This window comes from Pirellulales bacterium (assembly GCA_019636335.1).
In the GTDB taxonomy this organism is placed as follows: Bacteria; Planctomycetota; Planctomycetia; order Pirellulales; family JAEUIK01; genus JAHBXR01.
In genome coordinates, this window is record JAHBXR010000008.1 from 150,343 (window position 1) to 173,502 (window position 23,160).

Consider the following 23,160-nt stretch of genomic DNA (forward strand, 5'->3'; position numbering starts at 1 on the left):
CGATCAATGCGACAAACAGCGCACTGAGGGCCAAGATCCAAAGCCCAACCATCGGTAAGACGACAGCGAGAATCGCACCAATCGCTGTTAAAGCTACCGACTTTGTTCTCTTCGAGGCGAACCGCGCCTGCTGTGCGCGTTCGCGCGAGGCGACGGCTTCCTGTTCCGTGGAGTAAGACGCGTCGGGCATGATCGCCTTCCTTACCGTTCGCGATAGTCCAGCAGATCGACGGTAGTCGACTTGGCCACGATTATAGCCAAGTCCAGAATCTGTGTAATCTCAGATGGGGTAAACTGCGCATCGTAGAGCATCGACTCGCACTCCGATTTCCATTCGTCGTCCGTGAGTTCTTTGGGATGGCGATCGTGCTTCAGCAGCAGTTTTTCGGCCCAGTCGTTGAGGTCATCCTTGAAGTGCGCCATTGTCGGAGTTGGGCATTACGCCGCACGACTGCTAGCAAGGCAGCACCAAAGATTGCGGCGAGCCCGAGGCCCGCAACAACATCGATGATGGGTTTGATTGCCGTGGCCGCTTCGCTGAGTTGTTCAAACAACGGACATTGCCCCCTAAAAAGTTGAGTTCGGCGCTCGCCGTCTGTGAATGTGTCAGACTCCTACTGGCCAAGTCGTTTTGGACGGGCAGGATCATGCCAGTCCATTTGGCAGTGTAGACATTGCATGGCCAGCGCCGTTCGGAGCGGCTGGCCGCAATAAGGACACGGACTGGTTGTGCCCTGGGTGTCAGGCCGCCCTTCATGCAGTACCCAGAGTTTTGCCAAGGCGATTGAGCAACCAGTGGACGCTCGAAGTTCCTGCATCGCCATCATCTTCCGACCGTTTCGAATTAACGAGACGATACGCTGCCGATCCGCGTCAGACAACTCGACAAATTCAGGAATGTGCTGATGGCATTTCGGACAAATGCGCGCGGGGAGCGCGGTGTCCTCCAATTCCTTATGACGGTAGGGTTCGTCACTCATCTCTGCGACCCTGGCATCATGCTGCCCACCGGTCAACATTCGGCGTCGAGATCTACATTCTGCACGCCTACCCCTCGTCCTCACTTTCCACTTTCTGCACCATTTTCAGAAAGTGCTCCATCGAGGGACACCGTTTGTCCGGCTCGCGTCGCAGGCAACTGTGGATCGCCTCGGCCAGTCGTTTGTTGATCTGCGGCCGGTATTTGAAGATCTCGGTCGCGGGACGCTGGGCGTGTCCCATGGCGGCCTGTCCCGTGGTGCCGCGATCCCACGGCAGTTCATAAGTACACAGCTCGTAGGCCGTGACGCCGAAGGCGAACACGTCGAGCCGCTGGTCGGTCTTCTGCCGTTTCACCAGTTCGGGAGCCATGTAGTTGGGGGTCCCGGTACGATTGCCCGGCTGCATGAACTCGGGAGTGGCGGGCACGGTGAGACCGAAGTCGATGAGCTTGAGCACGCCGCCGTTCGGATCGATCATCAAGTTGCGCGGGCAGATATCGCGATGGATGTAGCCCGCCTTGTGTACCGCGGCAATCGCCTGCGCGATCTGCTTGATCAACTCGACGCGGATGCCATCGAGCACCTCGTCGTTGCGGCCGATGATGAGCGAGTTCAGCCCGGGGCCTTCGATGAACTCCATCACCAGGTACTGCTCGCCCTTCGTCGTCCGACCGTGCTCGTAGGTCTTGACGATGTTGGGATGCTCGAGCGACATGGCAATCTCCCCTTCCTTGGGGCGATTGAGACCACGGAGGCGTGCTTCGAGATCGGCCAGCTTTTGCGGATCAAGAATCTTGAGCGCGACGATCTGATCGTTGCGCCGGTCGCGGGCGCGATAGGTCTGCGACATGGTGCCCGAGATCGCCTCGCGCAGCAGCTCGAAGCGCGACTTGACGTTGCACTTGCCGCCGGAGAGCACCGTCATGAATCGATCGAGCAAACTCATCGGGCAGAAAACTCCCCAGCCATTCCGCGACAGCCAGCGATGCGCACTTCAATCGTAGTTGAAGGGGCCAGCAGGGGGTAGTGCGGCGCGGTCTGCCAGGGGGCGGGGCTACTTGCCGCAGTAGTCGATCGCCCGGGCAATCTCCGACTTCAGATCGGCGCGGCTGACGATGCGGTCGATGAAGCCGTGCTCGAGGAGGAACTCGCTCGTCTGAAATCCCTTGGGCAGTTCGAGGCGAATCGTGGCCTTGATCGTGCGCGGACCGGCAAAGCCGACCAGCGCGCGGGGCTCGGCGAACATGAGATCGCCCAGCGAGGCGAAGCTGGCCGCGACGCCCCCCATCGTGGGATTGGTGAGCACCGAGATATACAGCCCCCCCGCCTCGTGATAGCGCGCCAGCGCGGCCGATACCTTGGCCATCTGCATCAAGGAGAGGATGCCTTCGTGCATGCGGGCGCCCCCTCCCGATCCGCTGATGATGATCAACGGCAGGTTCTGCGTCGTGGCGCGTTCGATGGTGCGGGTCAGCTTTTCGCCGACAACCGAACCCATGCTGCCCATCAGAAAGGCGGAATCGGTCACGGCGAAGGCGACACGCCGGGCGCGAATCATGCCGGTGCCGGTGACCACGGCGTCGCGCAAGCCGGTCCGGGCCCGTTCAGCCACGATGCGCTGGGCGTACGGCTTCACGTCGACGAATTCGAGCGGATCGCCCGGTTCGAGGTTCTCGTCCCATTCTTCGAAGGTCCCGTCATCGAGGACCTGCCGCACGCGTTCGCGCGCCGACACATACCAGTGATAGTCGCACTCGGGACAGACGCCGAGACGACGTTCGACCTCTTTGCGGAAGATGATTTCCTGGCAGCCGGGGCAACGCTGAAACAACCCTTCGGGCACGCCACGTTTGGGCTGCCGGGTCGTGCGCGTGCGCGATTCGTTGTTGTCGCTGGACATCGTAAGACAGCTCCGACGCGGCGCGAGGCCGCGGAAACTCAGGTATGGGCCGAAACGCCTTGCGGCTCGAGCGAGATCAACTCCCACACGCCGTGGGAATCGCTCGCCCGCCACAAGTCTCCCAAACTCTGCCCGTTCAATTGCTGGCGCACGAGCGAAGCCAGCGGCTCGGGGGCCACCAGGCCGATCATACCATGCTTGTGTTTCTTGATTAGCCGCTGCACGGCGGGGCGGATCCGCTCGGCGACTTCAGCCACGGTCTCGCCTTCGGGCGGACGCACGCTCTCGGGCTGCTCCTGCCACTGGCGATAGACCTTCGGGTGCTTACGCTTCACCTCTTCGATCTGCATGCCCTGCCAGAGCCCGTGATCGAGGTTCTCCATGTGATCGAGCCGTTTGACCTTGATCCCCAGCCCTGCGGCCAGCGCGTCGGCCGATTCGCCGGCCGGCTCGGCATCAGAGCAGTAGATCACCTCGACCCCCTTGTCTTTCAACTCGCCAATGACGCGGGCCATTTCATCGTTGCCCTGGGGGCTGAGCGGGATGTCGAGCGTTCCCTGGATGCGGCCCTGCTCGTCGAAGTCAGTGGCTCCCGGCCGGATCAAAACGATTTGCACCATGGATGTCCTAGCGACTCGTCATAGACGCGGCGGCGAGCTGGGTGAGATGCGCCACGCGCGGTTTGTAATCAGGGTGTCGAAAAATCGCCGAACCAACAACGAACAGATCGCCCCCGGCGGCGGCACAATCGCCGATGGTTTCTTCATTCACGCCCCCGTCACACTCGATCAGCAGTTCCGGCGGAGCGATCGCGCGCAACTCGCGCATCTTGTCGAGGGCGACGCGCTCGAACGACTGCCCGCCAAAGCCCGGCATCACGCTCATCACGAGCACATGGTCGCACAGGTCGAGATATTCGACCACCGCGCTCACGGGCGTGGGGGGATTGATCGCCAGTCCGACGGCGGCGCCGCTCGCGGCGAGCTCGGAGAGCAACGGACGGGGCTCGGGCAGCGTCTCGAGGTGAACGATCAGCCGATCCGCGCCCGCCGCGAGAAACTGGGGGGCGTACTGCACGGGATCGTCGATCATCAGGTGTACGTCGACGACCAGCGAGGTCAGACGCCGCACCGCCTCAACCAGGGGCATGCCGTACGTCAGATTCGGCACGAAGTGGCCATCCATCACATCGAGATGAAGCGCGCCGACGCCCGCCTCCTCGAGTCGTCGCACCTCGCGTTCGAGATTGCCAAAATCGCACATCAACAGAGACGGCAGGATCACCGGCCCGATTTGGCGAAGTGCGACAAGGTCATGACGTGCGGACATGCGTTCCACCGGCGCGCATGGCACCGGCCGAGTTCATCATCAGGGAGAAAGAAAACCAAGAGGGTAGGCCGCAAAGGCACTCAGACGGCGTCAAAGCCGCTCTGCCGATTCCGACGTCGAAGCCGGGATCCCGGAAGTGAACTTCCCACATATATTCGTCAGCCGTGGCAATCCAGCGCTCAAGCGGCCGCGTCCTCAATCCTTCCCGCCGTACGGCGAGGCACCAGATGCCCGCCCGCTGACGGAAGCATCAAGCATATCAAGTACACCGGCTGGCGTCTGCATGTATCTCGGGGGATTCCCCGGCCACTTTTGGGGGTCTGCGCGGGGCTGAACAACGCCGCTGGAACCAGCTCAACCCCGCGCCATCAAGCTAGCGAGGCGCAGGGGGCAGGCGTTTGTTAGCGTCTGAGGGCACGAAAAAAGGCCCGCCCCACGGGAAAAGCTCCCCCCGGGGCGGGCCGTGCCGATCTCGATTGCCGGACGACTTACTTGTCCGACTTTTCGTCGGCGGGCGCCTCTTCGGCGGCTTCCTCGTCCTTCGGCAGATTGTCGCTCGTGCCCAGGACGACGACGACCTTGTTCTCGGTCTCGAAGGCGACTTCGTTGCCCATGAACTCACCCTCCATCGAGCTCTTTTGCACCGAGGTCGACGAGACGGTCTGGCCGGCGGCGGCATCGAAGAGGATCGTGCCGGAGCCTTCCTGCTCGATCAGCTCGAGGACGACGTCACCGTCTTCGGCGCCATCGGCCAACTCGAGAGTCATCTCGGTCTTCGACTCGATCTTCTGCAGCTCCTTGCCATCCTTCTTCTCGGTGCCGGAGCGGACGTACTTCGTGTCGAACTTCATCGTGGCGAACTCGCCCATCTTCTCTTCGACGACGTGCGTCCATTCCTGGTCGGCCGACTCGGGGAAGATCACGATGCCGCGCTGGATCGTGTCCTTCATCGCCTTCTCGCCGAACATGTTGCCCCCCATGAACAGGGCGCCGGCACCGCCACCGCCGCCACCCTGCTCCGACTGCTCCTTGATGATGTCGAGCAGATCCTGCGGCAACGTGACCTCGGTGACCTCACCCCGCTTGGTGACCTTGACCTTGAACTGACCGCCCACCATCTTCTCGATGGCGGGGCCCATGCGTTCCCAGATCGGGCCTTCGGGGGCCGGGGAATCCTTATCGCCCGAGTCGAAGCCGAACTCGCCCGTGAAGGGCGTGTTCACCTTGAGTTGCACGCGGTCGATCGTCTGCGTCAGTTCGGCGCTGCCATCGGCGTTGACCTTGTCGACCACCCAGGTGACGTCGGTGGTGAAGGCGAAATCGATGTCGAACTCGGCGCCGCTGGCGTCGATCAGACGGTGCTGCGCGTTCAACACGGCGTACTGAACCTTGTCGCCTTCCTTGAACTTCCAACCGAGCGCGTCGGCCGCCTGGGCGCGGGCACCGAACGAAATGGCCAGCGCCAGTGCCGCCCACAGCCCGACGCGTGCCGTAGTGCTAATTGTCTTCCGCATGAGTGAACCTTTCTTGTGCTCTCTTAGCTGATAGACCGCCGAGTCGAGGCTGCGCGCGAACAAGGGCGGCCGAAGTACGCGCGAGGAGAACGGGGAGCGGGAAGCACGAGCGCCGCCGATCCACGGTCAGCGTCAACATAGTGGCCGGAATAGGCCCTGGCAACCGCTTCGACTTGCGCGCAGTGCGTCCCCGAAACAGGACTACCCGAAGCCGCGCGGCAAGGTTTCACGCTGGCGTCATTCCTGGCCGAGTCTGCCCATCCGGCCCGTCGCCAGGGGCCATCCTTGCCACGCCTGGCCAGACCGCCTGGGGCACCCGCACTTGCCGCGAGAAAATCGCCCGGAGACAATCTCTTGGTTTCGATCGGGTCTCGGTTGGTGCTAGCACCTCGCACGCAACGGTTCGGATGTCACAGATCTATTCTCGCCTTGGCGTTCGCACGGTCATCAACGGCGCCGGTACGTTGACGCGTTTGGGCGGTTCGCTGATGGAGCCCGAAGTCGTGGCCGCCATGGCCGAGGCGTCGCGCAGCTTCGTAAGAATCGACGAGCTGCAGGTCGCCGTGGGAAGACGCATTGCCGAGGCGACCGGCGCCGAAGCCGGCCTCGTCACCAGCGGCGCCGCCGCGGCCGTGACCCTGGCGGCGGCAGCCTGTCTTGCGCGGCTCGACTTTGCGCGGATGGACCGCCTGCCCGACACCCGTGGCCTGCCGAACGAGATCATCGTCGCGCGCTCGCATCGCAACGGCTACGACCACGCGCTCCGCGCCGCCGGTGCAAGAATCGTCGAGGTGGGGGTTGCCGAGCGGACTCGCGACCCGCAGCCTTGGGAGATCGAGGCGGCTATCCACGATCGAACGGTGGCCGTGGCGTTCGCCGCGGGCTTTTCGGATCTTCGGCTGGACGAGGTCGTGCGCGTGGCCGAGCGGCATTCTCTGCCTGTCATCGTCGATGCCTCGGCCGAATTGCCGCCACGATCGAATCTACGAACGTTTATCGCTGCCGGCGCGAGCCTGGTGGCCTTCAGCGGCGGCAAAGGACTGCGCGGACCGCAGGCAAGTGGCATCCTCTGCGGTCGACGGGAATTGATCGCTTCGGCCGCGCTGCAAATGTGGGACATGGACCACCTGCCCGCCTTGTGGAACCCGCCGGCGGAACTCGTCGATCGTGACGTCGTGACGCGCGGCGTGCCCAATCATGGCCTGGGGCGCGCGATGAAGATCGGCAAGGAGGAAATCGTGGGCCTGGCGGTCGCGCTCGAACGTTTCCTCGCGCGCGACGAAGCGGGCGAACGCGAACGGCTCGATCAGGTTGCCGTCGAACTCGCGGCGGGGCTGAAACGCATCACGGCCCTCGACGTCTCGCTGGTCGAACACGCGGGCCGCTGGCGGCAAGTGCGTCTTCAATTCCCCGACCAGCCGGATCGCCAGACGGCCATCGTGGTCGCTCGCGAGCTTGCCCAAGGATCGCCAGCGATCTACCTGGCAGACGCTGGAGCGCAAGCCGGGGTGCTCGTGATCGATCCCTTCTGCCTCCAGCCAGGAGACGCGCAGGCGATCGTGGCTCGCCTCGACGAATTGCTCGGGGCCTAGCGGCTTCCTTTCCGCGGCATCGACAATGCCAGCTACTATCGTCTGGCCCCCAATCCGCTGGGGATTCGAACGTCTATAAGCTGCAAGCTCGCTCGCTGGCGCTGTTTGCCACGCGACGCCTCGCGGAGACGAGGCAGGCCGCGTCGGAAAGCCCGTTGGAAACGATCCGCCGCAATCACGCAGTCAATGGTCTACCGAGGGCGTCACACCCCCGGCCGGGCCGGGAGCGCAAGTGCCACGATGAGGGCCGATTTGTTGGCAGTCGGCCCCGGCGGAGCATACCATAGCAGGCGCAGTGGCGTATGCTTGCCCCAGCGGCAGCAGGGTGCCCGCGCTACTGGCTGGGGGAAGTTTGCACTTGGAAATCGTCTGGGGAAGCTCGCCATGATTCGCCCGATCACGTCCCGTTCGTCGGCAACCTTGTTGGCCGCGACGCTGTTGTTACTCGCGGTCTCGCCGGCAGTCGCCGAAGAGGCCCCCTCGCTGGGAACGCACAAGCGTTGGGTTTCGTCGCTGGCCTTCTCGCCCGACGGCGCCACGCTGGCCACCGGCGGCGGCGACTCGCTCCTCTATCGCCCTGGCGATGTCATCTTGTGGGATGTCGCCAGCGGCGCGCAGAAGAAGTCGCTCGCGGGCGCCGAAAGCGCCGTCTGGTCGGTGGCGTTCTCGCCCGACGGCAAGACGCTCGCCACCGGCGGATATGCGCACGAGTTGAAGCTCTGGGACGTCGAGTCGGGCGCGGTGAAGTCGAACCTCGAAGGACACAAGAACTGGGTCACCGCGGTGGCCTTCTCGCCCGATGGCGCGACGCTCGCCTCGGCCAGCGAAGATGGCAGCGTGCGCTTCTGGGATGTGGCCTCGGGCACACCAAAGTCGGCGATCGAAGGGGCTCACGGGGCGATGATCCGTGGCGTGGCCTATTCGCCCGATGGTTCGCTGCTGGCCACGGCGAGCGCCGACAAGACGGTCAAGCTGTGGGATACCGCCTCGAACGCTGAAAAAGCAAAGCTCGAAGGACATACCGACGCCGTGGCGGCGGTGGCGTTCTCGCCCGACGGCAAGACGTTGGCCAGCGGCGGCGCGGATCTCACCGTGCGGTTGTGGGATGTCGCCGCGCCGGCCGAGAAGGGAATCCTCGGCGGACATACGAACTGGATCACCGACATCGCATTCTCTCCCGATGGCGCCGCGCTGGCCTCGATCGGCTACGACCGCGCGGTCAGGGTGTGGAACGTCGAGCGGCGCGAATTGAGTGCCTCGCTCGGTGGTCTGGAAAACACCGGCTGGGCCGTGGCCTACGCGGCCGACGGCAAGACGCTCTTCGCCGGCACGCAGGGAGATTCGATCCGCGCCTGGGAACTGGGCTGGCAACCGAAGGATCTCGCGGTGTTAGCACCGGTCGCCGAAGCAAAGCCGGCAGAACCGCCAGCGGCCGAAACGACCGCCGAGGCCCCGCCGGTCGAAGAGGCCAAACCTGAGGAAAAGCCGGCCGAAGAGGCCAAACCAGAAGAGAAACCGGCCGAAGAGGCCAAACCCGCTGAGGAAGCGAAACCTGCGGAAGAGGCCCAGCCGGCTGAAGAAGCTCCACCGGCGGAGGAAAAGCCTGCCGAGGCCGAACCCGCCGAGAAGCCGGCCGATGGCGCTCAAAACTAATTCTGTCTGGCTCTGCCCGTTCGTCGCGCCAGGCACTTCACGTTCGTAAGGATTGCGACATGCTCGTGCGTTCGATCGAGAGTTCACCCGCCACTATCGTCGGATCGAATTCGTGGTGGAGGGCGCGCAAAAGGAGCGCGGCCTGGCGCGGCTTCTCTTGTCTGCTCGTCGTTGGGATGCTGCTGGGCTTCTGCACTACCGGCGTTGTACCCGCCCTGGCACAGGACGCCTCGACCGAGTTCGACGCGGACCAACTCGCCCAGAGCGTGAAGATCTATCGCGACAGCTTTGGCGTGCCGCACATCGACGGCCCCACCGACGTGAGTGTCGTCTTCGGCCTCGCCTACTGCCAGGCAGAGGACTATTTCTGGCAGATCGAAGACAGCTACATCCTGGGCCTCGGTCGCTATAGCGAGATCTACGGCCGCAAGGGTCTCAACTCCGATTTGCTCAATCGCGCGTTCGAGATCGTTCCCTCGGCCCAGCGCGACGAGAAGACGATGGAGCCGGAGCTGTACAAGCTCGCTCGCGCCTATACCGCGGGGCTGAATTTCTTCCTGGCGAAGAACCCCGAGGTGAAGCCACGATTGATCGACAAGTTCGAGCCGTGGATGGTGCTCGCCTTCGGCCGGCAATTGATCCTCGAGATGGGCTTCCGCTACACGCGGCTGACCGACGAATTCATGCCGCGGTCGAACAAGGAGATCTGGACGGCGCAGGCCGGCGCCGCGACGCAGCCCTACAACGAAGAGTTCCGCCAGCACGTGGGCTCAAACGCCTGGGCCATCGCCCCCAGCCGCACGAAGTCAAAGCACGCGATGCTCTTCATCAATCCTCACCAGCCCTGGTTCGGCTTCGGCCAGTTTTACGAAGCGCACATGCGTAGTGGCGAAGGCTGGAACTTCACCGGCGCCACGTTCTTCGGCAACCCGATGCTCGCCCTGGGGCACAACGAGTACCTGGGTTGGGCCTTCACCGTAAACGAGCCCGATATCGCCGACGTGTGGCGCGAAACGTTCGACGATCCGAATAACCCGCTCGCCTACCGCTACGACGGCGGGTATCGCGTCGCCACCGAGTGGAAGGACACGGTGCGCATCAAGAAGGGGACGAAGTTCGAGGACAAGGTCTTCACCTTCCGCAAGACGCACCACGGTCCGATCGTGGCCAAGGAAAACGCCACCACGTTCCTCTCGGCGAACGTGGCCAAGCTCTACGAAGCCAACCTGCTGCGGCAGGTGATGAAGCTGGTGCGGGCCAAGAACATCGACGAGTTCAAAGCCGGCATGTCGCTGCTGAACTTCCAGTTCATGAACACGGTCTACGCCGACCGCGACGGCAACATCTTCTATCTCTACAACGGTATCATTCCGCGCCGCGAGACAGGCCATAACTGGAGCAAGCCGGTCGACGGCAGCTCGCCCAAGACCGAGTGGAACGGCTATCACGAACTGGCCGACCTGCCGCAGGTGCTGAATCCCCCCAGCGGTTTCGTGCAAAGTTGCAACTCGAGCCCCTTTACCGTGACCGACGACGGCAACGCGCACGAGATGGACTTCCCCCCCTACATGGCTGAGGACAAGCACGACGATAAGCGCCGCGCGAAAATCTCACGCTACCTGCTGCGCCAGATGCACGATATCACGTTCGACGACTGGCAACGGGCCGCCTTCGACACGACGCTCTACTGGCCGCTCACCGAATTGCCGCGTTTCCAGGAGGAATTCGAGACGCTCCAGGCCACGAACCCCACGCTGGCCAGGCAGGCGCAGCCCTACTTCGAGCACTTGCTCGATTGGGATTGCCGCGGCGGGAACGATTCGACCCAGGCCACGCTTTGCTATGGCTGGTACGAGGAGCTGTACGGTTTTGGCTATCCGGCCGAAAAATTGAAGCCACAGTTCGTCAACTCGCCCGAGGCCAGGTTCAAGGCCCTCATTACCGCGGCGGGCAAGATCAAGGCTCTGTTTGGCGATTGGAAGATGCCCTGGGGCGAAGTCTACCGCCTGCAGCGCCACGCCGACGTGGCGGATTTCTTCGACATTCCCTTCAACGACAACGAGCCGAGCCTGCCGAGCCCCGGCTTGCCCGGCCCTCTGGGCGTGGCGAACGTGGCGTACTACACCCCCAGCGTCTCTATTCCCCTGGTGCGTTCGATGAAGAAGCACTACGGCGTAGTGGGGAACACCTACATGTGTACGGTCGAGTTTGGCCCGCGCGTGCAAGGAGCTTCGCTAACGCAGTTTGGCAGCAGCGGGCATCCCGACTCGCCCCATTTCTTCGACCAGGCGAAGTTGCTCTCCGAAAGCCGCCTGAAACCGGAGCTCTTCTATTGGGAAGATGTCGAGGCGCAGGCGAAGGTGGTTTACCACCCTGGCGAAAAGCCCCAGGCCGTGGCGACGGGAGCGAAGTAAGCAGCGCATTTCCGCGTGCCTGCGTTCACCCACAGATTACGCAGATCACACAGATTCGGTGCTGGCACTTCCGTGCATCGCTAGCCCGCTTCGACGAGAAAGCCAATCTGCCGAATCTGCGTAATCTGTGGATAATCCAATTCTGCCGATGGATGCCAGCAGTGCCATGCGTGCGGCGTCTTGTCTTGCGGCGATCTGGACGGCCGGGTAAAGAGTCGCCTTGCTGGTCGTAGTCTGCCCTGTTCTGGGGCAGCAGCGTTCACTCTCGCCGCAACCTCAGCCCAACGAAAGTCGGCTCGTGATCGGCTGCGCGCCGCGTCTCCTGCGCCTGCTGTTCGTCTCGCTCGCCCTGGTGGCGACCGCGGGCTGTGGCGCCCTGCGCCCCTCGAACTACCGCGACTGGTCGCCCGATCAGGCCGTGCTCCCCTACGCCGAGTTCCGCGGCGACACGGTACGCATCTTCAACATTCGCAACTGCGAGTACCGCTCGACCCAAGATTACGACGTCCACCACTACGACCGTACATACCATCTCGACGATCTTTCGAGCGTCGACTTCATCGTGGTGCCGTTTCGGCTCTCGCCGGCTTTGGCGCACACGATGATGAGCTTCGGCTTTGGCGGGCAAGACTACGTCGCGGTCTCGGTCGAGATCCGCAAGGAAAAGGGGGAAGAGTACGCGCCGCTGGGGGGCGTCGCCAACAAGTTCGAGATCATGTACGTCGTCGGCGACGAACGCGACCTGATCGGCCTGCGCACCAACCATCGACTCGACGACGTGAACATCTACCGCGCCAAGGCCACCAAGGAGCAGGTACGGGTGCTGTTCGAAGACGTGTTCGCCCGGGTGAACGATCTGCACGAGCAGCCCGAGTTCTACAACACGCTGACGAACAACTGCACGACGAACATCCGCGCTCACATCAATCACATGTCGCCGGGACGCATTCCGTACGACTACCGCGTGCTGCTGCCCGGCTACTCGGACAAGCTGGCCTACGAGTTGGGGCTTTTGGCCGAGGAGGGCTCGTTCGAACAAATCCACGCGCGGGCCCGCGTGAACGAGCTGGCCTATCGCTACCGCGATGATCCCGACTTCTCGATGAAGATCCGCCGGTAGGTCGTTACTTCAAAAAAAGATTCTCACGCTGCCACGAAAGAGATCAAACAGAGCGGCCTGGTGGCGGTACGCTTGTCAGGGAGCGTACGCACCACCAGGCCTGAGCCACGATCCGTTGGTTCACAGATTGCCGGCTACTCGATAACCCCCGCGGCTCGCCCTGCCTTGGCCAGCGCCTCGAGCGCCCGCACGAGCTGTTCCCGCGTGTGATTCGCCGTCAGGCTGATGCGGATGCGTTCGCTGCCGTGCGGCACGACGGGGAAGGGGACCGAGTTCACGCAGACGTTGTCGCGATGCAGGTCGAGCGTCATCTGACGCAGGCCGGCCATCGTGCCGACGATCACGGGGATCACCGGGCTGGGCTCGTCGTTGACCGTGAAGCCCAGCTTCTTGAGCTCGGCGTGCAAAAAGCGGCAGTTCTCCCACAGGCGGGCCTGACGCTCCGGTTCGTCGTGCAGTACGTCGATCGCCGCGCTGGCGGCGGCCATGACCATGGGGGACGGGGCGGTTGAGAACATCGCCGAGCGAGCGAAGTAGCGGATGTAGGTCACCAGGTCGGCCGATCCGGCCACGAAACCGCCGCAGGCGCCGATGGCCTTGCTGAGCGTGCCGATGTGCAGGTCGATCTTGCCTTCGAGGCCGAACTGCGAGGCGGCGCCCGCTCCGTTCTCACCCAGCACGCCGGTCGAGTGGGCCTCGTCAACCAGCAGCAACGCGTTGTGCTTCTGGCAGACCGCATGGATATTGTCGAGCGGGGCGATGTCGCCATCCATGCTGTAGATGCCTTCGACGCAGACCAGCTTCAGCCGGGCGTCGCGATTGCGCTCAAGCACGCGATCCAAGTGCTCGGCGTCGTTGTGCTTGAAGACCTTAACCTGGGCGCCCGACAATTTCGCGCCATCGACCATGCTCGCATGGGCGTAGCGGTCGAGAATAACGACGTCGTTCGGTCCGCTGGCCACGGCCGAGATGACGCCGACGTTCGCCTGGTAGCCGGTGGCGAAGACGCACGCCTCTTCCGCACCCTTCAACTTGGCGAGCTTGGCTTCCAGCTCACGCGTGACGGGGAACGTGCCCACCAGCAGGGGCGAGCTGCCCGAGCCGGTGCCGTACTTCGCCGCGGCCTCCTGAGCGGCGGCGATGACGCGCGGATGGCTCGTCAGGCCGAGATAGTTGTTCGAGGCCAGGATCACCATTTCCCGTTCTTCGGTCTCGCGGGGATAGTGGACCAGGGCCTCGGCGTCGCTCGGGCCGAGCAACGAACGGCGATACAGGTTGTGGCCGGTTCGTTCGTATTCCTCGAGTGCCGCGCGGAAGAACGCCGCGACCGTCTTCAGGTCGACGCCGTTGTCGCGGGCACGCATCATGTCGATGAGAGAGGTCTCTGCGTTGACTTCGAGCTGGGGTTGCGGCTGCGGCGCAACTGGCTTTTGGACCGGCGGAGTGGGAACGCGGCGCGTCGAAGTCGTCCGCCACGTGTCGCTCGAGAAACGTCGGCTGGGTGTGAATTGATCGCGGACCGGGTTGGTCAGCTTGCCTTCGAGTCCCATCGTCTCGTGGATCGTGACGGTTGCCATCTTGCACTCCGCTTTCTACTGCGGCTCGCGCCGGTGTTCGTGGTCTCTGTTAGCCGGTCGACATGACCGTCTACCAGGCCAAGCGTGAGGCCGGCAGCCTTGTTACAGGCCGGCTTTTGACGCTGGCAGGAATCGCCCCTCTAGAGGTCTGTCAAAGCCAGAAGTTCGAGAACCTCCATCACAAGCGCGAAGCGTCCGTTTTGAAGTTGCGCTTTTCGCGGAATCGTAACCCGAAGCGTCAGCGAGGGAGCATCTCGATCGACGCCCTTTCCAGGAGTCCCCTCGCTGACGCTTCGGGTTGAAATTCGACGGCACCCGAAAATCAAGGTTTGACACAGCGCTAGCCAGGGCCGGGCGTTATTGCGTTCCTCTCCACCCCCCGGCAAGCCGTGCCGGATGGGCGGCCTGTAACAAACCAGTCCGGGGCACGCTCGACAGATCAGAGCGAATGAATCCCCCGGTCAGGAGCGGCCGCGGAATCCTATCCCAGCACGTACGAAACGGCACGAGGAGATCACCATGCACGGCCTGGAACACGAGGCGACCTGGACCAACCGGCAGGAGGGAACCATCACGGCCGATCGTCCCTCGCGACGTCGCACGACCACCGCTTCAGAGCGAACGGCCCAGCGTCTTGCCCGGGCCAAGGCGGCCTATCAGGCGGCCGTCGAGGCGCATGCCAGCGTGCTCGTCGTCGACCGGAGCGAAGACACGGTCGTACGGCCGATCCATCGCGTCCCCCGCGACTCGCGGAGCAACACGCCGGAACAATCTGCGCCGGCGCGCGTCGGCCGTGCCGTGGGGGCGCCGGTCGAGGTGAGCAAGGTGACCACCCGTCGCGACCGGCACGACTTCGTGGAACTGCCGTTCGAGATCTATGCCCACGACCCCCACTGGGTCGCCCCCCTAGTGCGCGACGTGAAGGCCTTCATCGACCCGAATCAGCACCCCTTCTATCTGCACGGGTCGGCCCAGGCGCTCGTCGCGCGGCGCAACGGCAAAGTGGTAGGCCGGGTACTCGTCAGCGACGACCCGCGCTACAACCTGCAGCACGATTCGAACGTCGGCTGCTTTGGCCTGTTCGAATCGATCGACGACGGGCAGGTGGCCGACGCACTGCTCGACGCCGCGCAAGACTGGCTCAAGAGTCGCGGTCGCACGCAGATCATGGGGCCGATCGATTACTCGACCAACTACGCGTGTGGCCTATTGATCGATGGCTTCCAGACGCCGCCGCGGGTGATGATGAATCACCAGCCCGCCTACTACCGCGGACTGCTCGAGTCGTGGGGACTGGCCAAGGCGAAGGATCTGTACGCCTGGTGGTTCGAGGACGAGCTCAACATGCTCGAGCATTGGCGCGACCGCGCCAAGCGATTGGCTACCCGTAGCGGCATCACCATCCGGCCCTTCCGCCGCGACGATTTCGACGCCGAGGTCGAACGCTGCATGGAGGTCTACAACCAGAGTTGGGAGAAGAGCTGGGGCTTCGTAAAGATGACCGAGGCCGAATTCTACCACCTGGCGGCTCAGCTTCGCAGCCTGGCCGAGACCGATCTGCTGTTTCTGGCCGAGGCCGACGGGCGCCCGGTCGGCTTCTCGATGACGCTGCCCGACTTCAACGAAGCGTTGAAGCCGGTAAAGGGACGCCTGACCACGTATGGCGTGCCGGTAGGTCTGGCGCGTCTGCTGTGGGCCAAGCGCCGCATCCGCACGGCCCGTTTCGCGGTGCTCGGCATCCTCGAGGCGTTTCGCCGGCGGGGTGTCGCCGAGCTGTTGATCCTGAACACGCTCGACACCGGTCGCAACAAGCTCCACTACACCGGCGCCGAGTTGGGCTGGACCCTGGAAGACAACGACCTGATCAACCGGGCCATCGAAAAGGTAGGGGGGCGCCGCTACAAGACCTACCGCCTGTTCGCACGGAACATTTAGGAAGATCGTCTGCCCAGCAGACCAGAACTGGGTACTTCCGAAAAAAAATCATAACCCGAAGCGTCAGCGAGGGAGTTCTTGGAGAGGTCATCGATCGAAGTGCCGCCTCGCTGACGCTTCGGGTTATGATGCTCGTACTAGGGGTTTTTACAAGGAAAGGAGCCGGCGACGGCAGTAAGCCGATTGCCTTGAGACCCTTGGCGCCGCATGTTAAAAAAGAGCGTCGGGCCGAGATCCCGATCCGTTTCGCTGCCGTGCGTGGCAACCACGTCTCTCAGGTCGCATGCCCACCGTCACGATCCAGATCATCGACGGGGCCGAGCGTGGTCGCGTCTACGAAAACATTCCCCTTCCGGTCACCGTTGGCCGCGAGGAAGGGAATTCGATTCAATTGAATGACGAGCGGGTCAGCCGCTTTCATCTCAAGATCCAGGAGGACCACGACCAGGTGGTCCTGACCGACCTGGACAGCACGAACGGCACCAAGGTCAACGGCGAAGACATTCGCCTGCGCATTTTGCGCCACGGCGATCTGATCGCCGTCGGTCGCTCGGTGATGGTCTTCGGCTCGCGCGAACAGATCGCCACGCGGCTGCGCCAGCTCCGCGGCAGCCTGGACGAGCGCACGCTGAGCCCGGAGGAAGAGCAGGGAGAGGTGAACGGGCATTCGCTCGATTTCGAGCTCAGTTGGAGCGAGCACGCCCAGTCGACGCTCCACACCCTGGTTCCGCCCGAGCTACCGGCCCGGCTCAGTCCCGGTCAGGCGGCGCAACTCTCGGAGTTGATCGAGTACCTGCACATTCGCATCCGCCTGCTGATCGAGACAGTGCAGGTCGACGAAGACGCTGAAACGGTGCAACTCGATCAGCGCCAATGGCAGGGGCTGGTCGAGCTGCAGTCGCGACTGGCAAGCTACCTGCGCACGATCGGCGAGCCGGGCGCGTAGAGGCACCGTCTGCGGTGTGCCCGCGAAGAGCGAGGCGTCCCTCGCTCGGCATCCGGCGATTCGGTTGACGGGAAGCTCGGCGCGCCGTCGCGCACCGCCGGAGAAGACCGGTCGGACGTCTACTTGCCCTTGCCCGGCTTGGCCTTGGTATCGCCTTCGTCCTCTTCCTTCTTCTTCTTTTTCTTCTTCATCGAGAGCTTGATCACGCGTACCTTGGGCAGGCCCAACGGCGATTGCCCATCGGCCCAGCGATCCCCCTCTTGCAGCTTTGCAATACGCTCGGCGCGCGTCAGCACGTTGCGCGAGCGAACGAGCGCCGTGCGGCGCTTGAGGCTCTTGTCCATCGTCATGTCAGTCGATCTCCAGCGTGTGTCCTGCGATCCGACCCGTGGCCTGTAATCAACGGCCGCGGTCGACTTGAAGTTGTTCGTAGGGGACGGGTTCCTGTCGGCGGACGTCGTCGAGCGTATTGCTCGCGGCGGGCTCCACCGGTCGCGCCCGGAGCGGGTCGTGGCGGCCCAGCGTGTAGACGAAGGCCAGGACCGACACGGCCAGGGCCGCCGCGGCAAACGCCGTCCAGGGCGAAAGCACGAGCATCAACTGCCGCCGCTGGGCATCGACCGGCCGCCGGTCGAGCATCGAAGGATGCCCGGCCTCATCCGCCCGTTGGCGGTCGCGAACCAGGATTTCGTACGGCTGCAGCGTGCCACGCACCATGCCGGCATCCCCCCCTCCATGGGCGACGAGCGCGAGGAATCCGAACCAGTGAGTATAGGGGTCGCGGGGCGGGGCTTCAAGACGAGGAGGTTCGCCTATTTCGGCCCATCTCAGGCTGGCGGGTGTGCAGAATTCAGCCTTACTCCCGCCGCTTGATATTCCGCGCGGCGAATTCCTCGATCTGCCGTAACACCTCGGGGGAGCACCAGTGGGCGAGGACCGCGGCGTCGGTTTCACGAGCGATGCGCTGAGCGGCCTCGATCATGGGGCGGCGGACGGCGCGTTTCGTCTCGGCGAAGGTGGCCGGCAGCACGGCCCCCAGCTCGGCGGCTACCTCGCAGGCGCGGTCGAGCAATTGCTCCGGCTCGAGCAGTTCGTCGATGAAGCCGCGGGCAAGTGACTCCTCGGGACCCCAGGTGCGGCCGGTGACGATCGCCGATTGAAAATGTTGCGGCGGCGTGGCGAAGCGGGCGATCTCCAAGGCCCAGGCCGGGAAGACGACCCCGACCAGGACCTCGGTCAGGCCGAAGCGGGCCGTTCCCCGCACCATCAGTCGCTGATCGCAGGCGAGCGTGAGGATTGCGCCGCCGGCGATGGCATGACCATTCACCGCCGCGACGACCGGCTTGGGAAAGGTCGCCAACCGCTCGAAGGAGCGCTGCATGACGGGCAGGAACTGGCGAAGGTACGGCGCGCCCCCCGCCACGAGAGCCGGGAGATCCACACCCGCCCCAAACACATTACCTTGCCCGGTGAGCACCACGGCGCGAGTCGAGGCGCGTTCGAGTCGCTCGAAGGCCTCGATCAGGGCCGTGCAGAACTCGAGGTTCAGCGCATTCCCCTTGCCGCGCGCCATGCGGAGAATGGTAACCTCGCCGCGGTGTTCGAGTTCGAGCATCGAAACTGTCTCCCAGCAAACGAAGCCTGAATGCCGACGTCGCAAGACACCTGGCGTTTGTGTACTACAATGGTCACAGAGTCAAGTTAACCAATACCGCGATGCGACACACCCAGCCATGCCCAACGAAAAAGATCTCACCTTCGGCGGCGAAGAACGTTTCGATGTGCCAGCCGCAAAGGTGTTTGGCCTGCTGACGGATCTCGATCAGTTTGCCAGGAACATTCCCGACCTGGTGAGCGCCGAGCAGGCCGGCGAACGCGTGCTCCACTGCGTGGTAAAGCCGGGGTTTTCGTTTCTGCGCGGCACGATGAAGCTGGCGATCGAGATGGCGGAGCTCGAAGCGCCGCGACATGCGAAGATGACCATTCGCAGCTCCGGCATCGGCGTGCAGATGCTGGTCGAATCGACGTTGAAGATTGCCGATGAAGGGACAGGCTCGCGACTCAACTGGGAGGCCCGAGTCACGGAAATGAAGGGACTCGTGGCGACCGTCAGCCCGTCACTCGTGCGCGGCGCAGCGGAACAGATCATCCGCACCTCGTGGAGCAAGATCCGCGAGCAACTGGCTGGCTAACAATGCTCACTCGCGAACGGGATTCATCCACAGATTACGCAGATTTCGTCGGTTGTTTCGTCGATGCTGACGAAAGCCCTCTGGAATCCTTTTACTATCCGCAGATAAACGCAGACGCACGCAGATAGGAAAGGATTGAATTCATCTGCGTGCATCTGCGTCCATCTGTGGATCAATTCTTTCTGTGCAAGAATCGTTTGCCGGATTCCCTCGCTGACGCTTCGGGTTGTGATGGCGCGAGTACGTCGTGTCGTTGTGCCGTCGTGGTTAACTTACGTCATCCATTGCTTTGCGTCGTCGCTCAATGGAACGCGGCAAAATCCTTGCCGAGCAGGGCCGAGGCGATCTTGAGTTGCATGATCTCGTCGGTCCCCTCGTAGATGCGGCAGACGCGGACGTCTTGCAGGTGGCGACCCACGCGGTAAAGCTCCGAAAAGCCGCGGCCGCCGAAGACCTGCACCGCGCGATCGGCCGCGTCCCAGGCGGCGTTCGTCGCAAAGAACTTCGCCTCGGCCACGCGGAAGTCGGCCTCGGCGCGCAGGCCGGCATCTTTTGGATTCTCGTCGCTCGCCTGCTTCGCCAGCGCCGCGCGTTCGACCAGGGCGTCGCTCGCCGCGCGATCCATCTCGATGTGCGCGATGTGGGCCTGCACCAATTGATGCTTGCCAATCGGCTTGCCGTGCTGGTGGCGCGTGCGGCTGTAATCGAGTGCCTCGGCGAGCAGATCCTCGATCACGCCCAGGCAACCGGCGGCCACGCTCAAGCGACCCGAGATGAGGGTGCCCATCGCCACGCGGAAACCGTTTCCTTCTTCGGAAAGCAGGTTCTCGAGCGGCACCGGGTGATCGGTCATCTGGAACATACCGGTGTCGGCGGTGAACATGCCCAGCTTCGAGGGAAGCTCCTCGGTGGCGAACGTGTCTCCCGTCGTGTCGACGACGAAGGCGCTCATGCGGCGCTTTTCCGTTGGGGCGTCCCCCGGGTAAGCGAACACCACGACGGCGTTGGCAATGGAGCCGTTCGAGATGAGATACTTCACACCGTTGAGAATGAAGTGATTCCCCTCGCGGCGGTAGGTGGTGGTGAGCTCGAGCGGGTTGGAGCCGGCGTCGGGCTCGGTGAGGCCGAAGGCCATGATGCACTCGCCCGAGACCGCCTTCGGCAGATATTTGCGCTTGGTCGCTTCGCTGCCGTAGCGCCAGACCGGGTATTCACCGATCGAGGTATGGCCCGAGAAAAACGTGCGCACGCCGGTCCCTTCGCGGCCGATGCGGGCGAGCGCGCGGGCGTAGGTCAGGGCATCGGCCCCGCGGCCGCCGTACTCGACGGGGAGCGGCATACCGAGCAGATCGTATTTCCTGGCCAGCTTGAGCGTCTCTTCGTTGTGCCGATGTTCGAGGTAGCAGAGATCCTCGATCGGACGCAGTTCCTGACAGTAGGCGTCGACATCGGCGAGCAGCTTGCGGCTGAGGTCGTCTTTCATGGGCAGATTAACCGGGTGGTGCAGAGGCTTGAGCGAGGCGGAAAGCAAGTGGCACAGACTGTCAGCCTGTGCAGTTCGATCCACCTCCATTGTAACGCCTGCGGGGCTGTCGCTTGAATCGCCTCGCGTCAATCGGCGGAACGCTTCACGCCACGCGGTTTTTGCACGTTACAGCCTGCACACTCGGTGAAAACAGACTTCCTGGTGAGTTCCGCGCAAGAAGAAGGGCGACCGAGGAGGGCCGCAGCACCATCCCCGGTCGCCCAGTCTTTTTTTTGACAACGCAGCGCGGCGAGCATCGCCGCGTTAGCAGCCGCGCTTAGGCAGCGCAGTGACCGCAGCCGGCGGGCTTGGCGGTCGTGGCGTCATCGCTGCAGCAGGGGCTGTCGCAGCAAGTGCCATCGCACTCGCAGCTTCCCGTCGCGCAGCAGCAGCCGTCGCTGGGGCAGCCATCGGCGCAGCAGGCGCAGGTGCAGTCACACGCACCCCCTGCGGAAGTCGACCCTGCTTGTGCCCAGGGTCCCGCGGCGAACGCCAACATTGCCACCAAACCGAAGACCGCCCCGATCGAAAGCAAAGAACGCAACATGGTACTGATCCTTTCAGGATGGAAGATCTCATTCACCTGGCTCGGCGGGGCATTGCTTGCGCCGACATGGCGCAACGAAAAGGCAACGACTCGCGAGCAACAAGAGTCGGCTGCCAGGGCAGAGGTCGCCGCGAGCCTTTTGGCGCGTAGCGACGTGCCGAGCCGATTAGATCAACCAACTGCAGTACAGGACCCGCAGCGGCAAGGTGTGAGGCGGAGCTTCATCGAGGAGTTGGGACGGCGCCAGACGCGACACCATGACCAACTCCGCCGAAGCATTCCAGTCGATGATCGCCGGGAGGACGAAATCGTGACCGCTGGCAAGCTCGCGCTCACTCAACTTTGGTACGACCCAGGCCGCTCGCGATCCCACACAGCAATCGCAGTCTCCACCGCTTTGTCCCTGCGAAGTGGACTCGGAAGAGGTGCGGCAGCAAGCGTGCGGGCCAGTGGTGAGCGTCGCCTCCGCCGGATCTGCCTGGGGAGCAGCAGCATGCTGACAGCAGGAATGCGACCCCCGCGGCGATGCGGCGTGAGTACCCTTCTCGACGGCGCAGCACACGCCACAGGGAGACAGAATGGCCGCAACAAGCAGCACCGGCGCCAACGTCCAGGCGAGCCAGCGTGATTGATGTCGTGAAGCGGACACGGCCAAACTCCGGGCAAAGAAACAACTCACGATTTCAGCATACGGTTCTACGGCGGATCGGCCAAGATTGTTCTCGGAAACCGACGAGAAAGCCCCCCGGCCGGGTGGCGCACGAGTCAAGGATTGCCCGACGGGGACGTTTCGTCACGTTGTAATAGTTCCGCGAGGTGCAGCTCGACGCAGCCGGCGAGGACCCCCGTGTTGTACCCCCCCTCGAGCGTGCTCACGAGGCGGCCCGCGCAATGCGTGGCAGCAATGTCGAGGACGACCTTGGTCAGTTCGGCGAAGTCCTCGGTCTCCAGACCGAGCGAGCCGACGGGATCGTCGCGATGGGCGTCGAAGCCAGCACTGACGAGGATCAACTGCGGCCGTATGTGGTTGGCGAAGCGTTCTAACTCATACGTGAAGCGTTTCAGATAATCGCCGCGGCGCGTGCCAAATTCGACCGGCAGATTCTTGATCGTGCCGAGCGCATCGCCCGTGCCGGTCTCTTCGGCCCGACCGGTACCGGGATAGAAGGGCCAGCGGTGGATCGAAAAGAAGGCCACGCGCGGATCGGTCCAAAAGATGTCCTGCGTTCCGTTGCCGTGGTGGACGTCCCAATCGACGATCAACACCCGATCGAGCGCCAACTCGTCGGTCGCCAGCCGAGCGCCGATGGCGACGTTTCCGAGCAGGCAAAAGCCCATGGCGCCGTCGGGCAGGGCATGATGCCCCGGTGGACGGACGAGGCAGAGGGCGCTCTGTTGGTCGCCGCGGACGACACGCTCGACCGCGTCGCACACGGCGCCGGCGGCAGACTGGGCTACTTCGAAAGAGCGCGGCGCGACGAACGTGTCCTCCTCGATCCAGCCACCCCCCGACTCGGCGTAACGCCGTAGCGTCTCGAGATAGTCGGGGGCATGGACGCGGCCGATGCGTTCGGGCGTGGCAGCCGCCCAGGTGGGACGCACGCAGCGCTGGTCGAGCCCCGTCCGCTCGAGTTGCCGGACGATGGCGTGCAAGCGCTCGGAGCGTTCTGGGTGATGGCCGGTGGCATGCTCGAGGAAAAGGGGATCGCTGTAGAGGAGGGTCATGGGGGGACACATTCTCGTGGCTTGGCGGCAGTCGAGGCCAGGCGGCTAGCGAATCGTAGCGCCGGGGGAGGTGGACTGTCAAACCGACGCCAGGCGTAACCCACGGTGAGGACGTCAGTTGCGAACTGACCGGTCGCCCCGCGCGATCTCTCTTGTACGGCTAAGCGAACTTGACGCTGGCCTCTGTGGATGAGTACCCTAGAAGTGGCCA

At 63.6% G+C, this 23,160-nt stretch carries 20 protein-coding genes; 7 read left to right on the top strand and 13 right to left on the bottom strand.

Annotation, left to right across the window (positions count from 1 at the left end):
• Nucleotides 1-201: 201 nt before the first annotated feature.
• From KF708_10410 to KF708_10435, 6 genes are all read right to left on the bottom strand, one after another.
• A complete protein-coding gene (locus KF708_10410) occupies nucleotides 202-423 on the bottom strand; it encodes a hypothetical protein (GenBank protein ID MBX3413089.1) in 222 nt (73 codons plus the stop codon).
• A gap of 624 nt (nucleotides 424-1,047) precedes the next feature.
• Nucleotides 1,048-1,926, bottom strand: a complete 879-nt coding sequence (locus KF708_10415; protein MBX3413090.1) for a serine/threonine protein kinase — start codon at nucleotides 1,924-1,926, stop codon at nucleotides 1,048-1,050.
• A gap of 108 nt (nucleotides 1,927-2,034) precedes the next feature.
• Nucleotides 2,035-2,880, bottom strand: a complete 846-nt coding sequence (gene accD, locus KF708_10420; GenBank protein MBX3413091.1) for an acetyl-CoA carboxylase, carboxyltransferase subunit beta — start codon at nucleotides 2,878-2,880, stop codon at nucleotides 2,035-2,037.
• 38 nt (nucleotides 2,881-2,918) lie between these two features.
• Nucleotides 2,919-3,500 (bottom strand): histidine phosphatase family protein, encoded by a 582-nt coding sequence (locus KF708_10425; protein MBX3413092.1) that lies wholly within the window; start codon nucleotides 3,498-3,500, stop codon nucleotides 2,919-2,921.
• A 7-nt stretch (nucleotides 3,501-3,507) separates the two neighbouring features.
• Entirely contained in the window at nucleotides 3,508-4,209 is a 702-nt protein-coding gene (gene rpe, locus KF708_10430) for a ribulose-phosphate 3-epimerase (GenBank protein ID MBX3413093.1), read from the bottom strand.
• 488 nt (nucleotides 4,210-4,697) lie between these two features.
• Nucleotides 4,698-5,723 carry a hypothetical protein gene (locus KF708_10435; GenBank protein ID MBX3413094.1) on the bottom strand — a complete coding sequence of 342 codons (1,026 nt, stop codon included), beginning with the start codon at nucleotides 5,721-5,723 and terminating at the stop codon, nucleotides 4,698-4,700.
• A 407-nt stretch (nucleotides 5,724-6,130) separates the two neighbouring features.
• On the opposite strand from KF708_10435, the gene KF708_10440 reads away from it, so the two are divergent.
• The 4 genes from KF708_10440 (at nucleotide 6,131) to KF708_10455 (ending at nucleotide 12,502) form a co-directional block, all read left to right on the top strand.
• On the top strand, nucleotides 6,131-7,315 hold the full coding sequence (locus KF708_10440; protein MBX3413095.1) for a DegT/DnrJ/EryC1/StrS family aminotransferase: 1,185 nt from the start codon (nucleotides 6,131-6,133) through the stop codon (nucleotides 7,313-7,315).
• 384 nt (nucleotides 7,316-7,699) lie between these two features.
• Nucleotides 7,700-8,968, top strand: coding sequence for a WD40 repeat domain-containing protein (locus tag KF708_10445; GenBank protein MBX3413096.1), 1,269 nt, complete (start codon nucleotides 7,700-7,702; stop codon nucleotides 8,966-8,968).
• Nucleotides 8,969-9,027: 59 nt separating this feature from the next.
• Nucleotides 9,028-11,382: a penicillin acylase family protein gene (locus KF708_10450; GenBank protein MBX3413097.1), complete on the top strand. Its 2,355-nt coding sequence runs from the start codon at nucleotides 9,028-9,030 to the stop codon at nucleotides 11,380-11,382.
• Between the two features lie 322 nt (nucleotides 11,383-11,704).
• A complete protein-coding gene (locus KF708_10455) occupies nucleotides 11,705-12,502 on the top strand; it encodes a DUF4105 domain-containing protein (protein MBX3413098.1) in 798 nt (265 codons plus the stop codon).
• 134 nt (nucleotides 12,503-12,636) lie between these two features.
• Here KF708_10455 and KF708_10460 read toward each other — a convergent pair whose 3' ends face one another.
• Complete coding sequence (locus tag KF708_10460) at nucleotides 12,637-14,079, bottom strand: aminotransferase class I/II-fold pyridoxal phosphate-dependent enzyme (protein ID MBX3413099.1); 1,443 nt, start codon at nucleotides 14,077-14,079, stop codon at nucleotides 12,637-12,639.
• A gap of 519 nt (nucleotides 14,080-14,598) precedes the next feature.
• On the opposite strand from KF708_10460, the gene KF708_10465 reads away from it, so the two are divergent.
• Together KF708_10465 and KF708_10470 are read left to right on the top strand one after the other, a co-directional pair.
• The gene (locus KF708_10465; GenBank protein MBX3413100.1) at nucleotides 14,599-16,014 is read left to right on the top strand and encodes a GNAT family N-acetyltransferase; all 1,416 of its coding nucleotides are present in this window, start codon (nucleotides 14,599-14,601) and stop codon (nucleotides 16,012-16,014) included.
• 283 nt (nucleotides 16,015-16,297) lie between these two features.
• On the top strand, nucleotides 16,298-16,960 hold the full coding sequence (locus tag KF708_10470; GenBank protein MBX3413101.1) for an FHA domain-containing protein: 663 nt from the start codon (nucleotides 16,298-16,300) through the stop codon (nucleotides 16,958-16,960).
• Between the two features lie 119 nt (nucleotides 16,961-17,079).
• On the opposite strand, the gene KF708_10475 is transcribed toward KF708_10470, so the two are convergent.
• The 3 genes from KF708_10475 to KF708_10485 form a co-directional block, all read right to left on the bottom strand.
• Nucleotides 17,080-17,310, bottom strand: a complete 231-nt coding sequence (locus KF708_10475; GenBank protein MBX3413102.1) for a small basic protein — start codon at nucleotides 17,308-17,310, stop codon at nucleotides 17,080-17,082.
• 49 nt (nucleotides 17,311-17,359) lie between these two features.
• On the bottom strand, nucleotides 17,360-17,677 hold the full coding sequence (locus KF708_10480) for a hypothetical protein (protein ID MBX3413103.1): 318 nt from the start codon (nucleotides 17,675-17,677) through the stop codon (nucleotides 17,360-17,362).
• Nucleotides 17,678-17,816: 139 nt separating this feature from the next.
• The gene (locus tag KF708_10485) at nucleotides 17,817-18,575 is read right to left on the bottom strand and encodes an enoyl-CoA hydratase/isomerase family protein (GenBank protein MBX3413104.1); all 759 of its coding nucleotides are present in this window, start codon (nucleotides 18,573-18,575) and stop codon (nucleotides 17,817-17,819) included.
• A 118-nt stretch (nucleotides 18,576-18,693) separates the two neighbouring features.
• On the opposite strand from KF708_10485, the gene KF708_10490 reads away from it, so the two are divergent.
• Nucleotides 18,694-19,152 carry an SRPBCC family protein gene (locus KF708_10490; GenBank protein MBX3413105.1) on the top strand — a complete coding sequence of 153 codons (459 nt, stop codon included), beginning with the start codon at nucleotides 18,694-18,696 and terminating at the stop codon, nucleotides 19,150-19,152.
• 301 nt (nucleotides 19,153-19,453) lie between these two features.
• Here KF708_10490 and KF708_10495 read toward each other — a convergent pair whose 3' ends face one another.
• From KF708_10495 to KF708_10505, 3 genes are all read right to left on the bottom strand, one after another.
• On the bottom strand, nucleotides 19,454-20,635 hold the full coding sequence (locus KF708_10495) for an acyl-CoA dehydrogenase family protein (protein ID MBX3413106.1): 1,182 nt from the start codon (nucleotides 20,633-20,635) through the stop codon (nucleotides 19,454-19,456).
• Between the two features lie 755 nt (nucleotides 20,636-21,390).
• The gene (locus KF708_10500; protein MBX3413107.1) at nucleotides 21,391-21,564 is read right to left on the bottom strand and encodes a hypothetical protein; all 174 of its coding nucleotides are present in this window, start codon (nucleotides 21,562-21,564) and stop codon (nucleotides 21,391-21,393) included.
• 425 nt (nucleotides 21,565-21,989) lie between these two features.
• Nucleotides 21,990-22,949 carry a histone deacetylase gene (locus tag KF708_10505; protein ID MBX3413108.1) on the bottom strand — a complete coding sequence of 320 codons (960 nt, stop codon included), beginning with the start codon at nucleotides 22,947-22,949 and terminating at the stop codon, nucleotides 21,990-21,992.
• Nucleotides 22,950-23,160 lie beyond the last annotated feature (211 nt).

Coding starts and splice junctions, on each gene's coding strand:
- KF708_10410 (MBX3413089.1), bottom strand. CDS start 423: ATGGCGCACTTCAAGGATGACCTCAACGACTGGGCCGAAAAACTGCTG.
- KF708_10415 (MBX3413090.1), bottom strand. CDS start 1,926: ATGAGTTTGCTCGATCGATTCATGACGGTGCTCTCCGGCGGCAAGTGC.
- accD (MBX3413091.1), bottom strand. CDS start 2,880: ATGTCCAGCGACAACAACGAATCGCGCACGCGCACGACCCGGCAGCCC.
- KF708_10425 (MBX3413092.1), bottom strand. CDS start 3,500: ATGGTGCAAATCGTTTTGATCCGGCCGGGAGCCACTGACTTCGACGAG.
- rpe (MBX3413093.1), bottom strand. CDS start 4,209: ATGTCCGCACGTCATGACCTTGTCGCACTTCGCCAAATCGGGCCGGTG.
- KF708_10435 (MBX3413094.1), bottom strand. CDS start 5,723: ATGCGGAAGACAATTAGCACTACGGCACGCGTCGGGCTGTGGGCGGCA.
- KF708_10440 (MBX3413095.1), top strand. CDS start 6,131: ATGTCACAGATCTATTCTCGCCTTGGCGTTCGCACGGTCATCAACGGC.
- KF708_10445 (MBX3413096.1), top strand. CDS start 7,700: ATGATTCGCCCGATCACGTCCCGTTCGTCGGCAACCTTGTTGGCCGCG.
- KF708_10450 (MBX3413097.1), top strand. CDS start 9,028: ATGCTCGTGCGTTCGATCGAGAGTTCACCCGCCACTATCGTCGGATCG.
- KF708_10460 (MBX3413099.1), bottom strand. CDS start 14,079: ATGGCAACCGTCACGATCCACGAGACGATGGGACTCGAAGGCAAGCTG.
- KF708_10465 (MBX3413100.1), top strand. CDS start 14,599: ATGCACGGCCTGGAACACGAGGCGACCTGGACCAACCGGCAGGAGGGA.
- KF708_10470 (MBX3413101.1), top strand. CDS start 16,298: ATGCCCACCGTCACGATCCAGATCATCGACGGGGCCGAGCGTGGTCGC.
- KF708_10475 (MBX3413102.1), bottom strand. CDS start 17,310: ATGACGATGGACAAGAGCCTCAAGCGCCGCACGGCGCTCGTTCGCTCG.
- KF708_10480 (MBX3413103.1), bottom strand. CDS start 17,677: ATGGTGCGTGGCACGCTGCAGCCGTACGAAATCCTGGTTCGCGACCGC.
- KF708_10485 (MBX3413104.1), bottom strand. CDS start 18,575: ATGCTCGAACTCGAACACCGCGGCGAGGTTACCATTCTCCGCATGGCG.
- KF708_10490 (MBX3413105.1), top strand. CDS start 18,694: ATGCCCAACGAAAAAGATCTCACCTTCGGCGGCGAAGAACGTTTCGAT.
- KF708_10495 (MBX3413106.1), bottom strand. CDS start 20,635: ATGAAAGACGACCTCAGCCGCAAGCTGCTCGCCGATGTCGACGCCTAC.
- KF708_10505 (MBX3413108.1), bottom strand. CDS start 22,949: ATGACCCTCCTCTACAGCGATCCCCTTTTCCTCGAGCATGCCACCGGC.